This window comes from Alcanivorax sediminis, assembly GCF_009601165.1.
GTDB lineage: Bacteria > Pseudomonadota > Gammaproteobacteria > Pseudomonadales > Alcanivoracaceae > Alcanivorax > Alcanivorax sediminis.
In genome coordinates this window covers 360,172-379,495 of sequence record NZ_WIRE01000001.1, presented here as the reverse complement: position 1 = coordinate 379,495, position 19,324 = coordinate 360,172, and the positions used below count along the sequence as shown (strand labels likewise).

Below are 19,324 nucleotides of genomic sequence, written 5' to 3'. Positions count from 1 at the left end.
CATGCTCAACGCCTTTCTCGATTTCTACGTCCAGCATCAGTGGGTTGCCCTGCCACTTGCGCTGTTGTCCGCCGTGGGGGTGGGATTGATGTGGATGGGGTGGCTGACCCTGATGATCACTGCTTTTGGGGAGAAGCTGTGGGTGTGGGGCTTTGTTATTCTGTTGTTGCCGGTGCCGGCGTCTCAATGCTTTGCCCTGAGTCATCGGGATCTCAATCCCTGGGCCAATCGTCTGGTGCTGTGGGGTCTGTTGTTGTCATTGCCGATTCTGGCGCTCACCGCATGGTGGGGGCTGCTGGCGCTGCAACAGCCCATGCCGGAGCCGCTGCTCAGTCGCTGATTTTCTGCGGTGTGAGGTCCGGTTTGGCATAGCGCCAGCGACCCACGCGCCGGGTGAGGTGATAGCTGTCCAGCCCGGATAGCGCTACGGTACCTGCTTCTTCCACATCCACATATCCATCGCTTGCCATCAACCCTTGCGCGAGTAGCACGTGCTCAATAGCCGCGATCACCAGTACGGTGCCATTGACGGCGAGGTCCTGCGTTTCGATCACTTTCATGCCCAGCCGAATGCGTGACTCCGCCACAAAAGGGGCGGGGAAGTCATGGCTGTAGAGGGGCGTCAAGCCGGTTGCGCCGAATTCTGATACCTCACGGGGGTAACGGGCCGAAGTCTGATGCGCTGCGCCAATAATCCCCTCATGGACATGATTCAGGGTGAAGTAGCCGGTCTCCTGAAGGTATTCGAGGCTGTGTCGGTCCACGGAATGGGGGCGAATGATCATGCCCATCAATGCAGGGTCGGCCCCAAGATGGAAACAGGAGCCAACAATGGAAAGATTCTCCTGACCGTTGTTGCTGCGGGTGCCAATCAGGTTCGCACTCTTGAAGCCGGTCAGGCTGTTGATCAGGTTCACACGCGTGGTTTTGGGTAATGCGTCCAGCGACTGGGTGTTGAAATGCATGGGATTCCCATTCAGTTCTGCGATGAAGAAAGCGGGATGGTTCATTGCCAAAGGGACTTGTCCTTTCGACATTGCGGCTGTGCCCGTATTATCGGGAGATGCTGTGAGCAAACCGTGGAGATCCCGCACCAGCCATGGAAAACCCTTTCGACCGTGACCATATCAGGCAGGACTGGAAGCCGCTCAACTGGGAGCAATTCGACCCGCTGAGCGAGTCGAGCCAGAAGTACATCGCCTACTACGGGCTGAATTTTGCCGAGCGCCTGCCAAGCCTTGAGCATGGTTTTGGTTACTTCGAGGCTGATGGTCACCAGATATCTGTTCATGCCTGGCGTCCGCAAAATCCGCGCGGTACCGTGCTGGTATGCCACGGCTACTTCGACCATGTGGGGCTGTATCGCCATGTGATCGGCCATGTGCTGGATCTTGGCTATGCGGTGCTGGCCTATGATTTGCCCGGTCATGGTTTAAGCTCTGGTCCCCAGGCTGTCATCGACGATTTCCTCACTTACAGGCGGGTGCTGGAACAGTGTCTGACCCTGGCAGCCAACCACTTCCCCCACCCCTGGCATGTGATTGCCCAGAGTACCGGCGGTGCCATCGTCATGGATTACCTGGCTAGCCGTGGCGAAGGAGCAAACAATCCCTTTGAGCATGTGATATTGCTCGCGCCTCTGGTGCGGCCGTTCAAGTGGAGTACGGCCCGCTGGCTGCATACCGCGATCAGCCCGTTTTCGAAAAGCATCAAGCGTGTGTTCTCGATCAATTCGAATGATCCGGATTTTCTCGACTTTCTGGAAAACAAGGACCCACTTCAAGCGCGCCGGGTGTCGGCTATCTGGGTAAGCGCATTGAAAAAATGGTTGCCAGGCTTCGAGAAGGTGTCGCACATTCATGTCTCGCCCATCGTGATTCAGGGCGATCTGGATGAAACAGTCGATTGGCGATACAACATGAATGTGATCCGAAGCAAGTTCATGGAGCCGCGTATTCACATGCTGCCCGGGGCTCGCCATCAGCTGGCCAATGAAAATGAAGACTATCGACAGAAAATTTTCGCTATTATTGATCAGTATTTGGCCTGAAGTTGCGTCGGTTCCCGATTTTACGGTTTGTTACTTGAGCTGAATCGGGGTTTGGCACAAGGTATTTAGCGAAGATTGGACCATCAGATTCGTACCAACCAGGTAGGAAGCAAGGAGAGAAAAGTATGGATAAGAAGATCATGCTGGCAATGACAGCCGGTGCGGCAATGTTGAGCCAGGTGGCGGTTGCCGATTTGAATGCGGGGATCAATGCGGCGGTGAGCGCCGACGCAGATGCCAAGGCTGCTGAGCAGGAAATGCGCGAAAGTCGCGATGAGGCCAAGGCAAAAGGTCAGGCCAAGAAAGAAGAGATGATGCAGAAGCGCGACGCCCACAAGGCGGAGATGGAAGCCAAGCACAAGGAAATGAAGGCCAAGGCAGAAGCCAAGCGCGAAGAAGGCAAGGCCAAGATGGACGATGCCGAAGACCGCATGGAAGATGAGCATGAGGCCGCCGAAGAGCGCATGGAGAAGCAAAAGGACGCCGCCAAGCAGCGTCGTGATGAAGCCAAGGCTGCCATGGAAGCTGGTGCGGAAGCAGAAGTTGATGCCAACGTAGAAGCTGGTGAAGCTGGCGCAGTTAACGCCAATGCCGAGGCCAAGGCGAAAGCCAAGCCGTGGTTCAACTTCTGGGATTAATTCTCCCTGAGGAATGAAAAAGGCCGCTATTTAGCGGCCTTTTTTTTGGCCGCTCTGCGGCCGCAACACGCTGCATGCATTACGCAACATCTAAAGGCAAAACCGTGGGGACGATCCCTGAAGCCTTGTACAGGAGGGCTTCACGCGTTGGTGAGTGATGTCTGGCATAGTGGAACTTCAGAAAGATGGAGTCGTGAGACCTCCGGTTGTATTGTTTGCAGGGAGAGGGTCATGAGCGCGCAACGGAAAGTGAGCATCAGAATGGCCCTCCCCATAATGCTGCTGCCGTTGGCCGCTGTCGCTGCAGCAGAGTCTGCTTCAGCGGTGTGGCAACCTGGTCCTGATGCCACCTCGGAATACCTCCGCGAAGAGCAGAGCCTTCGTGAGCAGGAGCGATTGCAGGATCATCGTGATGCGCAGCGGGAGCAATCCAATGCCCGCCAGCAGGATCTTCATAATCGCATCCAGCATCGCCGCGATGACATGATCCGGGAGATGAATCGCAAGCCGTAAGGCAGAACCGCATAAAACCGCTGACCTCGCCGTCGTTTTTTTCTGAACTTGTTACTTGCTTCCGGGAGTCTTGCCTCGCTTGGGCTCGGATCGTTCAGGTGAGCTGAACTCCTGCAGGGGTTCAGCCAAAAAAAGGCCCGCCCGGTTTCCCGGGCGGGCCTTTTTGTTTCAGGCGTGTTGCGTGCCGCGTTGCTTAAAACTGATTGACGCTACCGTTCTCGCCCACCAGCACCACGTTGGCCGGGCGTTTGGCGAACAAGCCGTTGGTGACTACGCCAACAATGTTGTTGATCTTCTCTTCCAGTTCGATGGGGTTGAGAATATCCAGGTTGTGAACATCGAGAATGATGTTGCCATTATCAGTGACAAAGCCTTCACGGTATTGCGGCTGGCCGCCCAGTGCCACCAGCTTGCGGGCTACATGGGAGCGGGCCATGGGCAGCACTTCCACGGGTAGCGGGAACTTGCCCAGGCGCTTGACCTGCTTGGAGCCATCCACGATGCAGATGAACTGATCGGCGACGGCGGCCACGATCTTTTCCCGGGTCAGCGCGCCACCGCCTCCCTTGATCATTTCCCGGTGGGCGTTCACTTCGTCGGCGCCATCTACATAAACGGGCAGGCGGTCCACATCATTGAGCGATACCACGGTAATGCCGTGGCCTTTCAGGCGCTCTGCTGTGGCTTCAGAGCTGGCTACTGCGCCCTTGATTCGGTCTTTCATGGTGGCCAGGCCATCAATGAAGAAGTTGGCGGTGGAGCCGGTGCCCACGCCGATATATTCGCCCTCAGGCACAAAGCGCAGTGCGGCTTCTGCCACCTGCTTTTTCAGCGCATCCTGATCCATGAAACCGTCCTGTCATGCTGGTGAATGTGATGAGAGCCAATGGTCATCTTGAATGAGCCAGGGTTCAACCCGGTCGGACGTCCAGGGTCGGAGGTCGGACGCGATAAGCTAAAAAACACGAGATTGAACGGTTTTGACCCGATGTCAGTCGCCTGGACCTCTGGCGTCCGCCCGGTTTCGCTTTCCCGGTAACCCGTGAGATACCAATTATAGGGCAGCGGCGACGCGGACTCGACCCCGGACTATCGCAATTACACTGTCCTGCCCCTAGACTAGGACGCCTGTTCCCCCTTTCTGATGAGATCACCCGGATACCTTCATGCTGGATAAATACGTCAAACGGATACTGCAATCCCGCGTCTACGACGTGGCGGTAGAAACGCCCATTCATGCAGCGCCGTTGATTTCCAAGCGAATTGGCAACCGGGTACTGCTCAAGCGCGAAGATCTCCAGCCGGTGTTCTCCTTCAAGTTGCGTGGTGCCTACAACAAGCTTTGCCAGCTCACCCAGGAGCAGCTGGACCGGGGCGTGATTTGCGCCTCGGCGGGTAACCACGCTCAGGGTATGGCGCTGGCCGCCACCTCCATGGGGGTGAAGGCCACTATCGTGATGCCGCGGACCACACCGGACATCAAGGTGAACTCGGTACGCAACCATGGTGGCAAGGCGGTGCTGTTTGGTGACAGTTTTGATGAAGCGCTGGCCCATGCGCGGATCCTGGAAGAGAAGGGCGGCCTGACCTTTGTGCACCCTTACGATGACCCGGATGTGATTGCCGGGCAGGGCACGGTGGGTATGGAGTTGTTGCGTCAGCTCAGCGGCGACCTGGATGCCATCTTCATACCGGTTGGCGGTGGCGGCCTGGCAGCCGGGGTGGCAGCGTATGTGAAGTATGTGCGCCCGGAAGTCAAAATCATCGCGGTGGAGCCAGAAGATGCGGCTTGCCTGAAAGCGGCCATGGACAGCAAGCGCCGGGTCATCCTCAAGGAGGTCGGGTTGTTTGCTGACGGTGTGGCAGTGAAACAGATCGGCAAGGAAACCTTCAAGATCCTCAAGGATCATGTGGACGAAGTGGTCACCGCCACCACCGATGAGATCTGTGCCGCCATCAAGGATTCGTTCGAAGATACCCGCGCTATCTGTGAACCTGCGGGTGCACTGGCGCTGGCGGGACTGAAAAACTGGGTGGCCAGGCATGGTGTAGAGGGCCAGACACTGGTGGCGATCCAGAGTGGCGCCAACGTGAATTTTGATCGTCTGCGGCATGTGTCCGAGCGCGCCGAATTGGGCGAGCAGCGTGAAGCCCTGCTCGGTGTCACGATCCCGGAAAGGCCTGGCGCCTTTCGTGCGTTCTGCCAGGCGCTGGGGCGTCGTGGCATCACCGAGTTCAACTATCGTTACAGCGATGACCGGCAGGCCAATATCTTCGTGGGTATTCAGCTCAAGCCCGGTGGCAAGGCCTTGCAGGCCTTGATGCAGGAATTGGATGAAAAGGGCTATCCCGTGGTGGATATGAGCGGCAACGAGATGGCCAAGCTGCATATCCGGCATCTGGTGGGAGGGCATACTTCCCGGCAGGACCTGCACGAGCGCCTGTTCCGGGTGGAATTTCCCGAGCGTCCCGGCGCCTTGATGGCGTTCCTGCAGTCGCTGGGCGGAAAGTGGAATATCAGTCTGTTTCATTATCGCAACCACGGTGCCGCCTATGGTCGGGTGCTGGTGGGCTTCCAGGTGGAAGAGGGCAAGGGCGGCCAGTTGCTGGCGGACCTGAAAAAGGTGCCTTACCCCATGGTGGAAGAAAGCGATAATCCGGCCTATCGCCTGTTCCTCAACTAGCGTATTGTCCGCGTCTTCGGGAACCTGGTCTGCAGTGGGTGGTCACATACCCCGCAGGCCTGTCGGGTTCTGCGATTGGCTCTATGGATATGAGCGTAGTTGCATTTTTGTGAACCCGTTAACACTGGCTTATGACGTTGTTCTGTTAAGAAACGTCAAGATAGGCGGGTAACTACTTGACTTTATTCAGCGAGATGGTCAAATTTTGACCCGGTTGGCATTTTCCGGCAGTCAATCCGATTACAGTGACTGTCCTGTTAGTACTTTTTACTCAGTATGTATTGTTTAGCTGTACCACTTTGGGGAATAGAAAAATGAAGAAGAAGCCGGACGCCCTGGTGCTACTGGCAATCGTTTTCGGGCTGGGAGTGCTGGTAAGCAGCATTACCCACGGTGGCAACGAGCCGGACTATCAGCATTATGCTGACAGTGCCGGTATCATGGTCACTCAGACCCAGCAGTAACGATCCCATCTACCGGCTGGTCCCACGGGGCCAGCGGTAGCACGCCTCTTTCCACACACTGAAAATCGTATCCCACCGCCAGCAACATGGGTTGGCGCGGTCGTCGTTTCAGGTCGGCCAGGGTGCGATCGTAATACCCTCCTCCCATTCCCATCCGGTAACCGGCGCGGTCAAAGGCCACGGCGGGCAGTAGAATCACGTCCAGAGCCCACAGAGCACGGGCTCGACGGGCCCGCGCGGGCTCGGCAATGCCATACTGGTTGGGTTGCATGGGGTGGTGGGGCTGCCACAGACGAAAACGCAGATGGCCACGGCGCAGTGGGTCCAGCCAGGGCAGATAGGTGCTGCTACGGCGCAGGCGCAAGTGGGACAGGGCCGGGATCAGATCCAGCTCACCATCGTTGGCCAGGTACAGGGCAATATGATTTGCCGGGCGATGTTGCAGGGCGTTGATCAGGGCGGGGGCGGCACGGCGAGCCGCACGGCGGCGCTGACCTGCGGTAAGTTGTCGGCGCTGTTGGCGTAGCTGCCTGCGCAGATGCTGACGCTGCTGTCGTTGCGATGGCGAGAGTGGCTGTTGATCAGGCATCCGGCCTCTGGCGTCAAGCATCAGGCGAAGAAATAAAGGGTGCTTCCCGGTCCGCCGCTGCGGGCTTGACCCTTGAACCGTATGGTTCAAGGTGGAGGCATCAACTATGCCCTCAGGCTTTCCGCTCATTGGGCGGACATGCACACGGACACGGCAATATTTGCCCCCGGGTATTACGTTATCGGCTCAGGGACATGGCCCTCTGGCAAACGAGCCAGGAAACACTCGAAGCCATTATAACAGTGGTGTGGGTGGGTGACAGTCTTGACAGGGCAGAAAGGCAGTTAACAGCAGCAAACGGCAATTAATAATTAATAGTGAATAATTAATAGCTAAGTTCAAAAGCAGAACCAGGGCTTTGGGGTGCAGGTCGGGGATCCCCTGTAGGAGAGCGGGCGTGTGTATGATCCCTGTGGGGTTGCTGTTGGCGTGTTGCGTGCCGCGTGATGCCTGTTGCGGCCCTGCTACAACTTGCGGCGGGCGTCTTCGAAGGCCTGGATTTCGTCTTCCAGGCGGCCGAGCAGGGCTTGTACGCGGGCCTCGCTTTCCGGATCCTGCGCGGCATGCTTGCGAGCATTGAGCAGCTCGTGGCTCATGTTCAGGGCGGTCATGATGGCGATGCGTTCCAGACCAATGACATTGGAGTCGCGTACCTGGCGCATCTGGTTGTCCAGATGGCGAGCGGCGGCCAGCAGGTTGTCCTGTTCGCCTGCCGGGCAGGCAACACGGTACTCCTTGTCGAGCAGATGAATCACCAGGGAGTTTTCGTTAGACATGGCCTAGGGCACCGCAATGGCTGGGTTTGAAGAAGGACAGGAAAACACGCTCAGGATTCCTGCTCCAGGGATTTCAGGCGCGAAATAATCGCCTCGACCTTATTACGGGCTACGTCATTCTTCTTCAGCAGCTGGGCGCGTTCTTCCACCAGCTTGGCTTCCCGTTCGTGGAGGGCCAGGTTTTCCTGGCGCAGCCGCGAACTGATACGCAGCAGTTCATCGACGCGGGTTTCCAGTTGCTTTAGTTGTTGTTCCGTCGTCATGGCAAAATGGTCGTGGTTCGCCTAAGGTGTGGGCCGGTAACGGCCCGCGTCCCCTGCACCTTACCGGGATTTGCCGATATCGGCTCCCCCTCCCGGTTGACAGGCTGTTTCAACTATAGGTGTGGGGATTTCATGGGTCAACGAAATTGAATGCTGATAGCTACTTAGCGCACACTTTTCATGGCCTTCATCAGGAAAGGCTCCATGACCGCAGATAACGGATCGACGCATGTCCAACCAGATTGATTTCGAGGTGCTGGCCCAGTCGCTGGCGGCCGCCGGTATTGCCCATTCCCCCAGCGAGCTGCAGGGACTCACCGCAGGTTTGCTGGCCACTGGCCATGGTGGCCGTGACGAGGAGCTGCTTGGTGTACTCGCTTCCCATGTGGATTTCGAGCAGGGGCAGCTGTTTGACCCCGCCCTGGCCGGCATGCTGATCGCCGCCCGCGACGAGCTGGTCAGCGGGTTTGGTGGTACCGGTCTGGCGCTTCACCTGCTGTTGCCGGCCGATGAGGAAGATCTGGGATTGCGGGTGGCCGCTATTGCGCAGTGGTGTGAGGGCTTTTTGGTGGGGTTCGGCACGGGCTCGGCCAATACCCACGACAAGGATCTCTCCCAGGGTATTCAGGAAGCCCTGTCCGATCTGGCCGCGATCAGCCAGGTGGAAACCCCGGATCAGGATGGCGATGAAGAGGAAGACATGTACGAACAGGTGGCGGAACATTGCCGCATGGCCGCATTGATGATTTACACTGAGCTCGTCATGCGCCCCAAGGCCAAGGCAGAGGAAGACGCGCCGGCCACGCCGCCGACCAAGCACTGATTACAGCTCCCGATACCAGGAGGGGTTTTGAGCATCAATCGCCAGGAATACGCCCGTCGCCGCCAGGAGTTGATGGGCATCATGGGCCCGAACAGCATTGCCATTCTGCCTGCGGCCCCGGAACACATCCGTAACCGGGATGTGGAATACCCTTACCGGCCCAGTAGCGATTTCTGGTACCTCACCGGTTTTGAAGAGCCGGAAGCGGTGATGGTGTTGATGCCGGGCCGTGAGCATGGTGAGTACGTCATGTTTTGCCGCGAACGCGACCGCACCATGGAAATCTGGAATGGCTACCGCTCTGGCCCGGAAGGGGTGGTGAATGATTTTGATGCGGATGATGCCTTCCCGATCGGCGATATCGACGAGATTTTGCCTGGCCTGATTGAGGGGCGCGAGCGCGTCTATTATGACCTGGGCATGGATGCGGAATTCGACCGTCGCCTGATGGGCTGGGTGAACAGCATCCGCGACCGCGTCCGCTCAGGCGCCCAGCCGCCGGGGGAGTTTGTTGCCCTGGCGCATCACCTGCATGACATGCGTCTGTTCAAGTCTGCTGCCGAAATCAAGCTGATGCGCAAGGCTGCCAGTATTTCCGCCGGCGCCCATGTGCGCGCCATGCAGGCCGTACAGCCGGGCATGATGGAATACCAGCTGGAAGCGGAGTATATCCACGAATTCATGCGTCATGGCTCGCGTAGCCCCGCCTACCCGAGCATCGTGGGTGGTGGCGCCAACGGCTGCATCCTGCATTACATTGATAACCGTCAGAAACTCAAAGACGGTGATCTGGTATTGGTAGATGCCGGCTGCGAACTGGAAATGTATGCCTCGGACATCACCCGCACCTTTCCTGTGAACGGCAAGTTCAGCAAGCCGCAGCAAGCACTTTATGAACTGGTGCTGGCCAGTCAGTATGCGGCCATCGAAGCAACGCACCCCGATAATCACTGGAATGTGCCCCACGAGCAGGTGGTGAACATCCTCACCCAGGGGTTACTGGATCTGGGCTTGCTCAAGGGTGATTTCAATGAACTGGTGGAAACCGAAGGCTATCGTCGCTTCTTTATGCATCGCACTGGCCACTGGCTGGGGCTGGATGTGCACGATGTGGGCGATTACCGGGTTCAGGACCAGTGGCGTCAGTTGGAGCCGGGTATGGCGCTCACCGTGGAGCCGGGCCTGTATGTGGCCCCGGACGACGATACCGTGGACGAGCAGTGGCGCGGCATCGGTATTCGCATCGAGGATGATGTGGTGGTCACGAAAGATGGCTGCGAGGTGCTGACACATGAGGTGCCGAAGGATGTGGCGGACATTGAACGCGTGATGAAGGGCAGTTAACAGTTAATAGTGAATAGTTAACAGCTGAATTCAAAAGCAGGAAAACCCCGCTACGAAGCCGCGTTGGAATGGCGGGGTTGCACCGCCTGTTTCGAGTAGCGAGTCGCGAGTTTCGAAAAGCGGAGCTATTAGTCTTTCGTTACTCGGTACTCGCAACTCGTAACTTGCCCTTCGGGTTCGCGCCTCAAGCGGTGCTCCTACAGCAAGAATGGACGTTGAAATGACGCAACAACCTTTGGTGATTGTGGGGGGCGGGATGGCGGGGGCCATGCTGGCGCTGTTGTTGCGTCGCTATGGCGCAGGGGAGGTTGTGCTGGTGGAAAGCCATCCGCTAACCCTGCCTGAAGCCCCGCCACTGACCCCCAGTTTTGATGCTCGCAGCACCGCCCTGTCTGCCGGAACACTGGCGGTACTGGACGATCTTGGCCTGGGCGAGGCGATTCGTGAGCATGTCGCCGCCATTGGCACGGTGCATGTGTCTCGGCAGTCCCGGCTTGGTCTCACCCGTATGTCCGCCCAAGAAGAAGGGGTGGATCAGCTGGGGGCCGTGGTGGAAAACCGCTGGCTTGGTTTTGTGCTGCTGGGGGCCCTGTTTCGCGATGACGGTATCCGTGTGCGCGCACCGGATTCACTCACTGGCATTCGCCGGCTTGAAGGGGGGTATCAGGTCAGTCTGGGGAGCGGAGAGACCCTGCACACGCCACTCTTGATTGCCGCCGATGGCGCCCGCTCTGCAACTCGCGAGTGGCTGGGCATCAGTGCCCGGGATCACGACACCGGCCACGATGCCCTGATTGCCAACCTCTCCCTCGCCTCTGACCATGACGGCATCGCCTACGAACGCTTCCTGAATGATGGGCCGCTGGCCTTGTTGCCGCTGCCCGACCAACGCTTCGCCCTGGTATGGACCGGTCCACGGGAGCAAGTGGATCAGTGGATGGCGCTGGGTGAGCGGGAAGTGCTGGCACAATTGCAGTCCTGCTGCCCCGCCGATGCGCCGCGTCTCACCGGCATTGGCGAGCGCCAACGCTACCCGCTGGTGCTCACCGAAGCCTGTGCACAGGTGGTGCCCCATGCCGTGGTAGTGGGCAATGCTGCCCACACGTTGCACCCGGTGGCCGGGCAAGGCTTCAACCTGACCGTTCGCGATTTGCTTGCCTTGGCGCAGACCGTGGGTAGTAGCGACCAGCCGGGCAACCTGTCGACACTGCAGGCCTATGCCGAGAAACGGGAGAAGGATCAGGCGCTGATTAGCCAGGCCTCCCGCTGGGTGCCGGAATTGTTCCGGGTACAGCAGCCGTTGTTTGCCCACAGCCGGCAGCTGGGGTTGGTGGCACTGGACATCCTGCCCGGGTTGCGTAGTGGTTTCGCGAAGCGGGCGATGGGGCTCTGAAAAACAGTTAATAGTTAATAGCTGAATTCAAAAGCGTAAACCCTGTTGCGAAGCGGCGTTGGTGTTGCGGGGCGGAACAACAGTTTTGAGTTACGAGACGCGAGTTTCGAAAAACTGAAAACCGGTTTTGATTTTCGCAACTCGCAACTCGCAACTCGCAACTCGCAACTCGTGACTCGTGACTTGGTTTATGACGTGGCTAGATGGCGGAGGTTGCCTGAGGGCATCTGTGCATTTTGGAAAGGATCTATGACGGGCGTTAGCGGACAACACATTATCATCGTTGGCGGCGGCATGACTGGCGGATTGCTGGGTGTTTTGCTGGCCGAGGCCGGGTTGCGGGTGACAGTGCTGGACGGGGCGCCGGTGCCCGTGTTGCCGGTAGGGCCGGCGCAGTTGCGGGTGTCGACGCTGACCGAAGCGAGTTACTGGCTGTTGCGCAACAGCGGTGTCTGGGATTGTCTGAACCAGGACCGGGTGCAGCCCTACAATGCCATGCAGGTGTGGGACCAGGACGGTACCGGCGAGGTGCGTTTCAGCGCCGAAGAAGCCGGGGCCGAAACGCTGGGCTGGCTGGTGGAAAATGGCCACCTGACTGCGGCGCTGTATCAGCGTGCCCAGTCTCTTCCTCTGCTCAGCTGGCATTGTGGTGCGAGCGTGGAGAGTGCGCGCCGTAATGACAGCGGTTGGGACGTCATATGTGGAGGTGAGCGACTGCAGGCCGACCTGCTGGTGGGGGCCGATGGTGCGCGCTCGCAGGTGCGGGACTGGGCCGGCATCAGTGGCGGCGCCACCGACAGTGGCCACCATGCGCTGGTGGCTACCATCGGCACAGCCCTGCCCCATGGGGGCTGCGCTCGTCAGGTGTTTATGGAATCCGGGCCTCTGGCCCTGTTGCCTTTGTACAGTGATCCGGCTCAGGGTGAGCAACGGCAATGCTCCATTGTCTGGTCCGGGTGGCCAGCACGCATTGATGCGCTCAGGCAATGCGATGAAGCGCGCTTTGCCATGGAATTGCAGGCCGCAGTGGCTGATGTGCTGGGTGAGGTGAGCTTGCTGAGCGAACGGGTGGTATTTCCGATCCAGCCGCGCCACGCCAGCCAGTATGTGGCGCCCGGGTTGGCACTGGTGGGGGATGCGGCCCATGTGATTCATCCACTGGCAGGCCAGGGTGTCAATCTGGGATTGCTGGACGCCGCGGTGCTGGCAGAAGAGGTGGTCCGCGCCTGTAACCGTGGATTGGGTTGTGCCGATAGCCATGCGCTGGCCCGCTATCAACGTCGCCGTCGGGGCGAGAATCTGGTCATGCAAAATGCCATGCGCGGCTTCCAGCAGCTGTTCGAGCAGCGTGCCTTGCCGCTGCGCTGGTTGCGCAACACCGGCATGCGGATGGTCAATCAGGGTGGGCCATTGAAAGCGTTTTTTGTTAACCGGGCACTGGGACGCAGTGCTGATTTGCCGGTTCTGGCCCAGGCGCCTCGGCTGGCCAGAAATTCCGGCTAGAGCTTGCCGCGCAGACCTGCCATACTGCGACACCAATTAAGAATCATTCTTGTTTGAATTTACAGGACTGGAGTTAAGGGATATGCGTGTTTGCTGGAGAGTCGGTGTCATGGCCGTTGCCCTGGTGGCACTGTCAGGCCTGTGGGGGTGCTCTGAGCCAACCTCCGACAATGAACTGGTCGTCTATACCTCTCGCAATGACCATCTGATCAAACCGGTATTTGATGCCTACACTGAAGAGACCGGCATCACCATCCGTTACATCACTGACAATGCCTCTGCCCTGGCGGCGCGTATTCAGGCGGAGGGGGAGCGCACCCCGGCGGACCTGTTGATCACGGTGGATGCGGGCAACCTGTGGAATGCGGCACAGATGGAGCTGCTGCAGCCGGTGGAGTCCGTGGTGCTGGATGCCAATGTTCCAGACAGTTTTACCGACCCGAACAAACTGTGGTTTGGTCTTACCAAGCGTGCCCGCACCATCGTTTATTCCACCGAGCGGGTGAATCCGGACGAGCTGTCCAGTTATGAAGCCCTGGCCGAGCCGGAGTGGAAAGGGCGCCTGTGTCTGCGTACCTCCAAGAAGGTCTACAACCAGTCTCTGGTGGCCACCATGATCGAGCGTCTGGGCACCGAAAAAGCCGAGCAAGTGGTGTCCGGCTGGGTGGGTAACCTGGCAACGGATGTGTTCTCCAATGACACGGCCCTGATGGAAGCGATTGTGGCTGGTCAGTGCGATGTGGGCATAGTGAACACTTACTATTATGGCCGTATGAAGCGGGATAATGCGCAGCTGCCGCTGTCCCTGTTCTGGGCCAACCAGGACGTGAGTGGTGTGCACATCAATATCTCTGGTGGTGCGGTGACCAAATATGCTCCCCATCCCGAGCAGGCCAAGGCACTACTGGAGTGGATGACCCGGCCGGAAGCCCAGCATTTGCTGGCGGAAATTAACCTCGAATACCCGGTGAATCCCTCCGTGGAGCCGGCCGAGGAAGTGAAATCCTGGGGCGAGTTCCGCGAGGATGATCTCAATGTCAGTGTGGCCGGCGCCTTGCAGGTAGAAGCCGTAAAACTGATGGATCGGGCGGGGTATCGCTAAACGGTGCAGGATCGTTCTACGCCCTCACTGAGGCTGCCCGGCCTCCATGGCGCCAGTGCAATTGCACTGGCGTTGCTGGTTCTGGTGCCGATCCTGGTGTTGCTGAGTGCCTGGCACCAGCAGCAATGGGAAACCTGGCAGCACCTGCTCGACACGGTGCTGTGGCGGCTGGTGGGCAATACCCTGTTGTTGATGGTGGGCGTCACCGTGGGCGTGCTGACCTTGGGGGTCTCGCTGGCCTGGTGTGTGGCCACGCTGGATTTCCCGGGGCGACGCTGGCTTGAATGGGCCCTGTTCCTGCCCATGGCCATGCCGGCCTATGTGCTGGCCTTCGTGATGGTAGACCTGCTCGATTATGCAGGGCCCATCCAGAGCCAGCTGCGTAGCTGGTGGCCGGGGCTGTCCGGCTTCAGTGCCCGTCATCCCCTGTGGGTGGTGGTCACCCTTACCCTGGTGCTCTACCCCTATGTCTACATGCTGGCCCGGCTGGCCTTTCAGGCGCAGGGGAGGGCCGTATTGGAGCAGGCACGGATTCTCGGTGATGGCCCACTGCGCGCCTTCTTCAAGGTGGCCCTGCCCATGGCCCGGCCGGGCATCGCGGCAGGCCTCGCGCTGGCGTTGATGGAAACCCTGGCCGACTTCGGGGCGGTGTCCGTCTTCAATTTCGATACCTTTACCACTGCTATCTACAAGAGCTGGTACGGACTGTTCAACCTGCAGGCGGCAGCTCAGCTTGCCTCGCTGTTGCTGTTGTTCGTGTTAGTGGCACTGGTGCTGGAGCGCCGCGGTCGTCGCCGAGCCCGCTACAGTGAGTTGGGTGGGCGGCAGGTGGTGCGGGTGCGACCCAGGCAAGCCTGGCTGATCAGCCTGTTTGCCTTCGCGGTCCTGTTTCTTGGCTTCCTGCTACCCGTGTCACGATTGCTCTACTGGGTGGTAGGCACCGGTCTTCACGGCGTGGATCTGCGCTTTGCCAATCTGGTGTGGCGCACCTTCCTGTTGGGTGGCATGGCGGCTTCGCTGGTGTTGATGCTGGCTAGCTGGCTGGCCTGGGTGAAGCGCCACCAGCCCTCACGGGCGGTGTCCGCCTCGGTACAACTGGCCACACTGGGCTATGCCTTGCCAGGCTCAGTATTGGCGGTGGGCATCATGGTGAGCTTCAGCGCCGTGCAGGGCGGATTGCAGGACCTGGGCCTGTCGGTGCCGTTGGTGGGCGGTCTGCTGGCGCTGGTGCTGGCTTATGTGGTGCGCTTCCTGGCGGTTGCCTATGGGCCAGTGGAAAACGCTTTGCAACAGGTCCGCCCGAAGCTGGTGGAAGCGGCCCGCACTTTGGGTGCCACGTCCTCCGAGGTTGGGCGACGCGTCTATCTGCCGATGATGTTGCCGGGGCTGTTCACGGCTCTGTTGATGGTGGGTATCGATGTGATGAAGGAAATGCCGGCCACCTTGCTGTTGCGTCCCTTTGGCTGGGATACCCTGGCGGTACGAATTTACGAACTGACTTCGGAAGGGGAATGGCAGCGGGCGGCGGCCCCTTCGCTTACGCTGGTTCTGTTAGGTCTTCTTCCCGTCATTTTGCTGACTCGCAAGCGGTAAGCCGAGCACACTTCACGTTAATCCCGGAACCGTTCTCCCCGTGACCACACGGCATGCTCCCGCGTTGAAGTGGGTCATTTGCCGCCCCTCTTTTTGTTAATTGTGCCCTTTCGTTTGTCATTTGCGGTGACTGTGATCCCGCGGCGGTTTTATTGCTTCTCTGCTTTGTTAGTTTGCGCCTTTGCCCCGGCGTGGTGCTGGCGGTGTGCATGGCCCTCAAGGATGCGAGGGCCGGATTTGCGGAGAGGTTCATGCCAATAAAAACACGGCTTCTGACAGGGCGACGCCCCCGGCCTTTTTCTGTCGCTTGGCTGCCGGGGTGCTGGCGGACAATATTGCCAGCGGGATGGCTCGGGTTGCTGGTTGCCTGTGGTGGCGACAGCAGTGAACCCCTGGTTGATATCAGTGGCGCGCCCGCGCTGCAGTTCAGTTATCCCTATGATGGCCAGGTGGCGGTGTCTCCCAATGCCCCTGTGGTGCTGCGTTTCTCGGATGCCCTGACAGCCACTGCAGATCAATTTTCTCTACTGGAATGTGCTGCCGGTGCGAGCCGCTGCGATGACGGTGACAAGGTGGCCACGGTGGCGCTGGCAGCCCCGCAGAGTACCGGCCAGGGGCGCGGAGTCGTGCTTTGGCCCGAGCAGGGTCCGCTCAAAACAGGCACCACTTATTCGCTGGTGTTCAATGGGCTGAGAATACAGGGCGAAACCGTCGTTGCGCCGCGCGGCAGCCTGGCGTTCACCACCCGGGTTGCGAAGCAGGGGGCGCTGTCAGAGCAGATGCCGCAGGCCGCACTGGCCGTTCAGCAGCTGTCGCCGGGGGAAGGGATGCCGATGCTGGACTTTTCTACCCTGCGGGTGCGCTTCAATCAGCCCCTTGATGAAAGCACGGCAGTGTACGGCGAGACGGTCAGTCTGCGTAGTGAGGGACAACTGGTCCCCGCTGCCTTGTGGGTGCAAGGCACTTCCCTGGCGGTGGATCCCCGCCAGGAGCTGGTCCCCGGCCATCGCTACACGCTGGAAATCCAGCCGGGCCTCAGTGGCATCGGCGGCGATGGCCTGGACAACCCCTGGTCCCGTCAGTGGTTGGCTCAGGATACCCGTCCCCGCGCTACCCTGGCCTTGCAGGCGGCAGCGGCGAATGACTGTGCTCTGCCGGCACCGTCCAGTACGTCCATGCTCACCGGCGAGGCGATCAACTGTGTGCCGCTGCTGGCGCGCCTGCTGGGGGACACCACCGTGGCGCGGCAATCCGGGGACGTGTTCGCAGAACTGGCCCACACGCCCAACTTCCCGGAGGTGACGCCCCTGCGGATCCCCCGTGGTTCCCTGCTCAAGGGGGATCCCCTTGCGGTGAGGATCGGTGGGCAGGTGGATGCCGGTTTTGATTCCGGTGAGGTCACCGTGACATTCCTGTCCGATGCCACCGGCTACCTGATCCCTAACCCCTATAGCGACAGTGATACTGCGCCCAGGCATTTGCGGCTGAGTATTGATGTGGCCTTTGCCATGGATGAGCCCCGCGCCAATGGCGCCTTTACCCAGCAGTTGGTGCAAGTGGAGCTGGTGGGCACGGCACTGGTGAACCCGGAAACCGGGCGGTTGGTGACCGATGCGGTGGGGGTCGTTGAGCCCGAAGTGCTGGGTCTGGAAACCGCTGTCGGCATGCTCGGTTTCCACATGGAATCCTACCCTGATCAGCGCAACGCGCCGGTGCCGCAGCAGGATCGGGTCGCGCCGGCCTTGCAGGCCTGGCAGCCCGGTGATGCGCCTGCCATGCAGCGCCCGGGCGATCCTCTCGTACTGAATTTCAGTGAGCAGCTGGATCCTGCCAGCATTCAGGCTGCCGGTGCGGCAGAGGACAATTTGCAGCTCAGCCGGGATGGACAGCCGGAACCGTTTCACTGGCAGCTGGATGGGGCCGCGTTGACGCTGGTGCCAGAGAGTCCGCTGGTGTTCGGGGCCGAGTACACCGTGCAGGTTTTTGATACGGTCACGGATCTGGCCGGCAATGGCGTGATCCCGGAGAACCTGTCTTTCACCATGCCGGACTTCGATCCGGCTGCCCCCCGGGCACCCCTGGTGCTGACCAGCTATCCGGGATTTCCCTGCAATACCGTGGAACGGAATCTGGCTAACAACAGCGCGGGGCGTTGTCTGGGTGGCAGCGATGGCTCCGCCAGCCCCCCGGACGGCGCAGCCCCGGTGGTCGAAGATGATCATCTGCCACTGGCAGTCCTGCCGCTGAATCGCGACATTCGGGTGACCTTTTCCCAGCCCATCGATCCCCAGTCTGTCACCGCCGCGACGGTGGTCGTGGAGGCGGTTAATGCCAGTGGCGTGCCTCAGGGTGGGCCCATTGCAGGGAGCTTGCAGGTCAACGGTCGGCAACTCACTTTCACTCCGGCGGCCCCCCTGACGGCGGGTGCACTGTACCGCTATACGCTCTTTTCTGTGCTGGGCAACCCGTCCTGTGGCGTCGACGCCATCTGTGATGTCCGCGGTCTGCCGTTACAGACCCGGCTGCTGTATGAAGGTGCCTCCTTCTTCCCCGCTCCGGAGGATGGTGGCGCCCCGCTGCAGATCTATTTTCGCGCCGGGGGTGCCAGCGGCAATGTGCTGCAGACCTTGCGTAACCTGCCGGCCGCGGATGTGAATGCCAATTTATTGCGCGAGGCCAGTGAAGCGGCACCGTCCATACAGCCAACGGCAGCCCTTAACAGTGCACGCCTGGCGAAGGCGAGCCCGTCTGCGCAAGGCCAGTTGATCGCTGACTTTGATATCGGCTGCCCCAGCGAGCAATACGAAGTGCCGGACCTGTCGCTGTTTCCGGCGCTGGAGGCCAAGTACAGCCACCTGTACACCGACATGCTCAGCGCACCTTGTCCGGACAATCATTACCTGTATCTCACCGGCAACCTGGAGGCAGACATTGTCGGCCACCTGAGCCGCGAGCAGGTGCTGGAACAGTTTGGTGATGATCCGCTGATCCCGCAGACAGTGAAGGATAACGGCGGCGTGCTGGCCTACATCAACCCGACCCGGATTGTGACCAGCGGCACCACGGTCTACCCCATCCTCACCGAGATCGCCAAGCAGTTGACCAATGCGGTACTGCCTGCCCCCACCGGGCCGCAATTGATGCGGATCCGTTATCGCTGTGATGCCAACCCGACTGCGGCGAATCCCTGCCCGCCCGAAGCAGATCCCCGCGTACCCGGCTGGATCATTAATGGCACCGAAGGGCCGGCATTCGTGACCCGGCTGACCCTGTATCTGGATGCGCCACAACTGGAGCCGGTGGCCATTCTCGCCGGGGCAGAGCAGACCTTTACCCACAACCTGCACAGCTATCCGCTGACCCTGGAGCTGGCGGGGGAGCTGGCGTTTCTGGACGACGGACGCCTCTCCATTACCCAGCTCAGCACCCAGGCGTTGCCGGTGGATGTGTATCTGGGTGGCATGGTGGCCGATCTGGTGGTGGGTACCGATGCCATCCACATGACGATCCCCGTAGGGGAAACCGTTCTTCATTACCTGAGCAACCCTATCAAGCCCTGACTCCCCGCCCGAGGCGGCATAACCCGCTG

The 19,324-nt window shown here is 59.7% G+C and carries 18 protein-coding genes and 1 other RNA gene; 13 read left to right on the top strand and 6 right to left on the bottom strand.

The features are described from left to right. Nucleotide 1: 1 nt before the first annotated feature. Nucleotides 2-340 (top strand): hypothetical protein, encoded by a 339-nt coding sequence (locus GFN93_RS01525; RefSeq protein ID WP_153498671.1) that lies wholly within the window; start codon nt 2-4, stop codon nt 338-340. On the opposite strand, the gene GFN93_RS01520 is transcribed toward GFN93_RS01525, so the two are convergent. Next, complete coding sequence (locus tag GFN93_RS01520; protein ID WP_235901618.1) at nt 330-1,010, bottom strand: flavin reductase family protein; 681 nt, start codon at nt 1,008-1,010, stop codon at nt 330-332. The two genes, GFN93_RS01525 and GFN93_RS01520, sit on opposite strands and share 11 nt — an antisense overlap. Nucleotides 1,011-1,099: 89 nt before the next feature. On the opposite strand from GFN93_RS01520, the gene GFN93_RS01515 reads away from it, so the two are divergent. The 3 genes from GFN93_RS01515 (at nt 1,100) to GFN93_RS01505 (ending at nt 3,201) form a co-directional block, all read left to right on the top strand. Further along, complete coding sequence (locus tag GFN93_RS01515; RefSeq protein WP_153498670.1) at nt 1,100-2,050, top strand: alpha/beta hydrolase; 951 nt, start codon at nt 1,100-1,102, stop codon at nt 2,048-2,050. 125 nt (nt 2,051-2,175) lie between these two features. After that, the gene (locus GFN93_RS01510) at nt 2,176-2,688 is read left to right on the top strand and encodes a hypothetical protein (protein ID WP_235901617.1); all 513 of its coding nucleotides are present in this window, start codon (nt 2,176-2,178) and stop codon (nt 2,686-2,688) included. Nucleotides 2,689-2,919: 231 nt separating this feature from the next. Beyond that, the gene (locus tag GFN93_RS01505) at nt 2,920-3,201 is read left to right on the top strand and encodes a hypothetical protein (protein ID WP_153498669.1); all 282 of its coding nucleotides are present in this window, start codon (nt 2,920-2,922) and stop codon (nt 3,199-3,201) included. Nucleotides 3,202-3,394: 193 nt separating this feature from the next. On the opposite strand, the gene rpiA is transcribed toward GFN93_RS01505, so the two are convergent. Beyond that, the gene (gene rpiA, locus GFN93_RS01500; protein ID WP_153498668.1) at nt 3,395-4,048 is read right to left on the bottom strand and encodes a ribose-5-phosphate isomerase RpiA; all 654 of its coding nucleotides are present in this window, start codon (nt 4,046-4,048) and stop codon (nt 3,395-3,397) included. A gap of 319 nt (nt 4,049-4,367) precedes the next feature. On the opposite strand from rpiA, the gene ilvA reads away from it, so the two are divergent. Both ilvA and GFN93_RS01490 read left to right on the top strand, forming a co-directional pair. Next, complete coding sequence (ilvA, locus tag GFN93_RS01495) at nt 4,368-5,885, top strand: threonine ammonia-lyase, biosynthetic (RefSeq protein ID WP_153498667.1); 1,518 nt, start codon at nt 4,368-4,370, stop codon at nt 5,883-5,885. 314 nt (nt 5,886-6,199) lie between these two features. Next, nucleotides 6,200-6,349, top strand: a complete 150-nt coding sequence (locus tag GFN93_RS01490) for a hypothetical protein (RefSeq protein WP_153498666.1) — start codon at nt 6,200-6,202, stop codon at nt 6,347-6,349. On the opposite strand, the gene GFN93_RS01485 is transcribed toward GFN93_RS01490, so the two are convergent. The 4 genes from GFN93_RS01485 to GFN93_RS01470 form a co-directional block, all read right to left on the bottom strand. Further along, complete coding sequence (locus tag GFN93_RS01485; RefSeq protein WP_153498665.1) at nt 6,330-6,938, bottom strand: 5-formyltetrahydrofolate cyclo-ligase; 609 nt, start codon at nt 6,936-6,938, stop codon at nt 6,330-6,332. The genes GFN93_RS01490 and GFN93_RS01485 overlap by 20 nt on opposite strands. A 39-nt stretch (nt 6,939-6,977) precedes the next feature. Next, a non-coding RNA gene (ssrS, locus tag GFN93_RS01480) (6S RNA) lies at nt 6,978-7,162 on the bottom strand. A 240-nt stretch (nt 7,163-7,402) separates the two neighbouring features. After that, nucleotides 7,403-7,714, bottom strand: a complete 312-nt coding sequence (locus GFN93_RS01475; protein ID WP_153498664.1) for a cell division protein ZapA — start codon at nt 7,712-7,714, stop codon at nt 7,403-7,405. 50 nt (nt 7,715-7,764) lie between these two features. Beyond that, nucleotides 7,765-7,977, bottom strand: coding sequence for a TIGR02449 family protein (locus GFN93_RS01470; RefSeq protein ID WP_035232471.1), 213 nt, complete (start codon nt 7,975-7,977; stop codon nt 7,765-7,767). A gap of 229 nt (nt 7,978-8,206) precedes the next feature. Here GFN93_RS01470 and GFN93_RS01465 point away from each other — a divergent pair, with 229 nt between their 5' ends. The 7 genes from GFN93_RS01465 (at nt 8,207) to GFN93_RS01435 (ending at nt 19,295) form a co-directional block, all read left to right on the top strand. After that, nucleotides 8,207-8,800 (top strand): UPF0149 family protein, encoded by a 594-nt coding sequence (locus GFN93_RS01465; protein ID WP_153498663.1) that lies wholly within the window; start codon nt 8,207-8,209, stop codon nt 8,798-8,800. A 27-nt stretch (nt 8,801-8,827) separates the two neighbouring features. Beyond that, nucleotides 8,828-10,144 (top strand): Xaa-Pro aminopeptidase, encoded by a 1,317-nt coding sequence (gene pepP, locus GFN93_RS01460; RefSeq protein WP_153498662.1) that lies wholly within the window; start codon nt 8,828-8,830, stop codon nt 10,142-10,144. A 220-nt stretch (nt 10,145-10,364) separates the two neighbouring features. Continuing rightward, a complete protein-coding gene (locus GFN93_RS01455) occupies nt 10,365-11,537 on the top strand; it encodes an FAD-dependent monooxygenase (protein WP_153498661.1) in 1,173 nt (390 codons plus the stop codon). Nucleotides 11,538-11,786: 249 nt separating this feature from the next. Further along, a complete protein-coding gene (locus tag GFN93_RS01450) occupies nt 11,787-13,040 on the top strand; it encodes an FAD-dependent monooxygenase (RefSeq protein ID WP_153498660.1) in 1,254 nt (417 codons plus the stop codon). Nucleotides 13,041-13,149: 109 nt separating this feature from the next. Beyond that, entirely contained in the window at nt 13,150-14,142 is a 993-nt protein-coding gene (locus GFN93_RS01445) for an extracellular solute-binding protein (RefSeq protein WP_235901616.1), read from the top strand. A gap of 3 nt (nt 14,143-14,145) precedes the next feature. Further along, on the top strand, nt 14,146-15,735 hold the full coding sequence (locus GFN93_RS01440) for an ABC transporter permease (RefSeq protein WP_328594115.1): 1,590 nt from the start codon (nt 14,146-14,148) through the stop codon (nt 15,733-15,735). Between the two features lie 335 nt (nt 15,736-16,070). Further along, nucleotides 16,071-19,295: an Ig-like domain-containing protein gene (locus tag GFN93_RS01435; protein ID WP_235901615.1), complete on the top strand. Its 3,225-nt coding sequence runs from the start codon at nt 16,071-16,073 to the stop codon at nt 19,293-19,295. Nucleotides 19,296-19,324 lie beyond the last annotated feature (29 nt).

Bases quoted from the DNA above. Each gene is read 5' to 3' on its own strand.
- GFN93_RS01525 (WP_153498671.1), top strand. From the start codon at position 2: ATGCTCAACGCCTTTCTCGATTTCTACGTCCAGCATCAGTGGGTTGCC.
- GFN93_RS01520 (WP_235901618.1), bottom strand. From the start codon at position 1,010: ATGAACCATCCCGCTTTCTTCATCGCAGAACTGAATGGGAATCCCATG.
- GFN93_RS01515 (WP_153498670.1), top strand. From the start codon at position 1,100: ATGGAAAACCCTTTCGACCGTGACCATATCAGGCAGGACTGGAAGCCG.
- GFN93_RS01510 (WP_235901617.1), top strand. From the start codon at position 2,176: ATGGATAAGAAGATCATGCTGGCAATGACAGCCGGTGCGGCAATGTTG.
- GFN93_RS01505 (WP_153498669.1), top strand. From the start codon at position 2,920: ATGAGCGCGCAACGGAAAGTGAGCATCAGAATGGCCCTCCCCATAATG.
- rpiA (WP_153498668.1), bottom strand. From the start codon at position 4,048: ATGGATCAGGATGCGCTGAAAAAGCAGGTGGCAGAAGCCGCACTGCGC.
- ilvA (WP_153498667.1), top strand. From the start codon at position 4,368: ATGCTGGATAAATACGTCAAACGGATACTGCAATCCCGCGTCTACGAC.
- GFN93_RS01490 (WP_153498666.1), top strand. From the start codon at position 6,200: ATGAAGAAGAAGCCGGACGCCCTGGTGCTACTGGCAATCGTTTTCGGG.
- GFN93_RS01485 (WP_153498665.1), bottom strand. From the start codon at position 6,938: ATGCCTGATCAACAGCCACTCTCGCCATCGCAACGACAGCAGCGTCAG.
- GFN93_RS01475 (WP_153498664.1), bottom strand. From the start codon at position 7,714: ATGTCTAACGAAAACTCCCTGGTGATTCATCTGCTCGACAAGGAGTAC.
- GFN93_RS01470 (WP_035232471.1), bottom strand. From the start codon at position 7,977: ATGACGACGGAACAACAACTAAAGCAACTGGAAACCCGCGTCGATGAA.
- GFN93_RS01465 (WP_153498663.1), top strand. From the start codon at position 8,207: ATGTCCAACCAGATTGATTTCGAGGTGCTGGCCCAGTCGCTGGCGGCC.
- GFN93_RS01455 (WP_153498661.1), top strand. From the start codon at position 10,365: ATGACGCAACAACCTTTGGTGATTGTGGGGGGCGGGATGGCGGGGGCC.
- GFN93_RS01450 (WP_153498660.1), top strand. From the start codon at position 11,787: ATGACGGGCGTTAGCGGACAACACATTATCATCGTTGGCGGCGGCATG.
- GFN93_RS01445 (WP_235901616.1), top strand. From the start codon at position 13,150: ATGGCCGTTGCCCTGGTGGCACTGTCAGGCCTGTGGGGGTGCTCTGAG.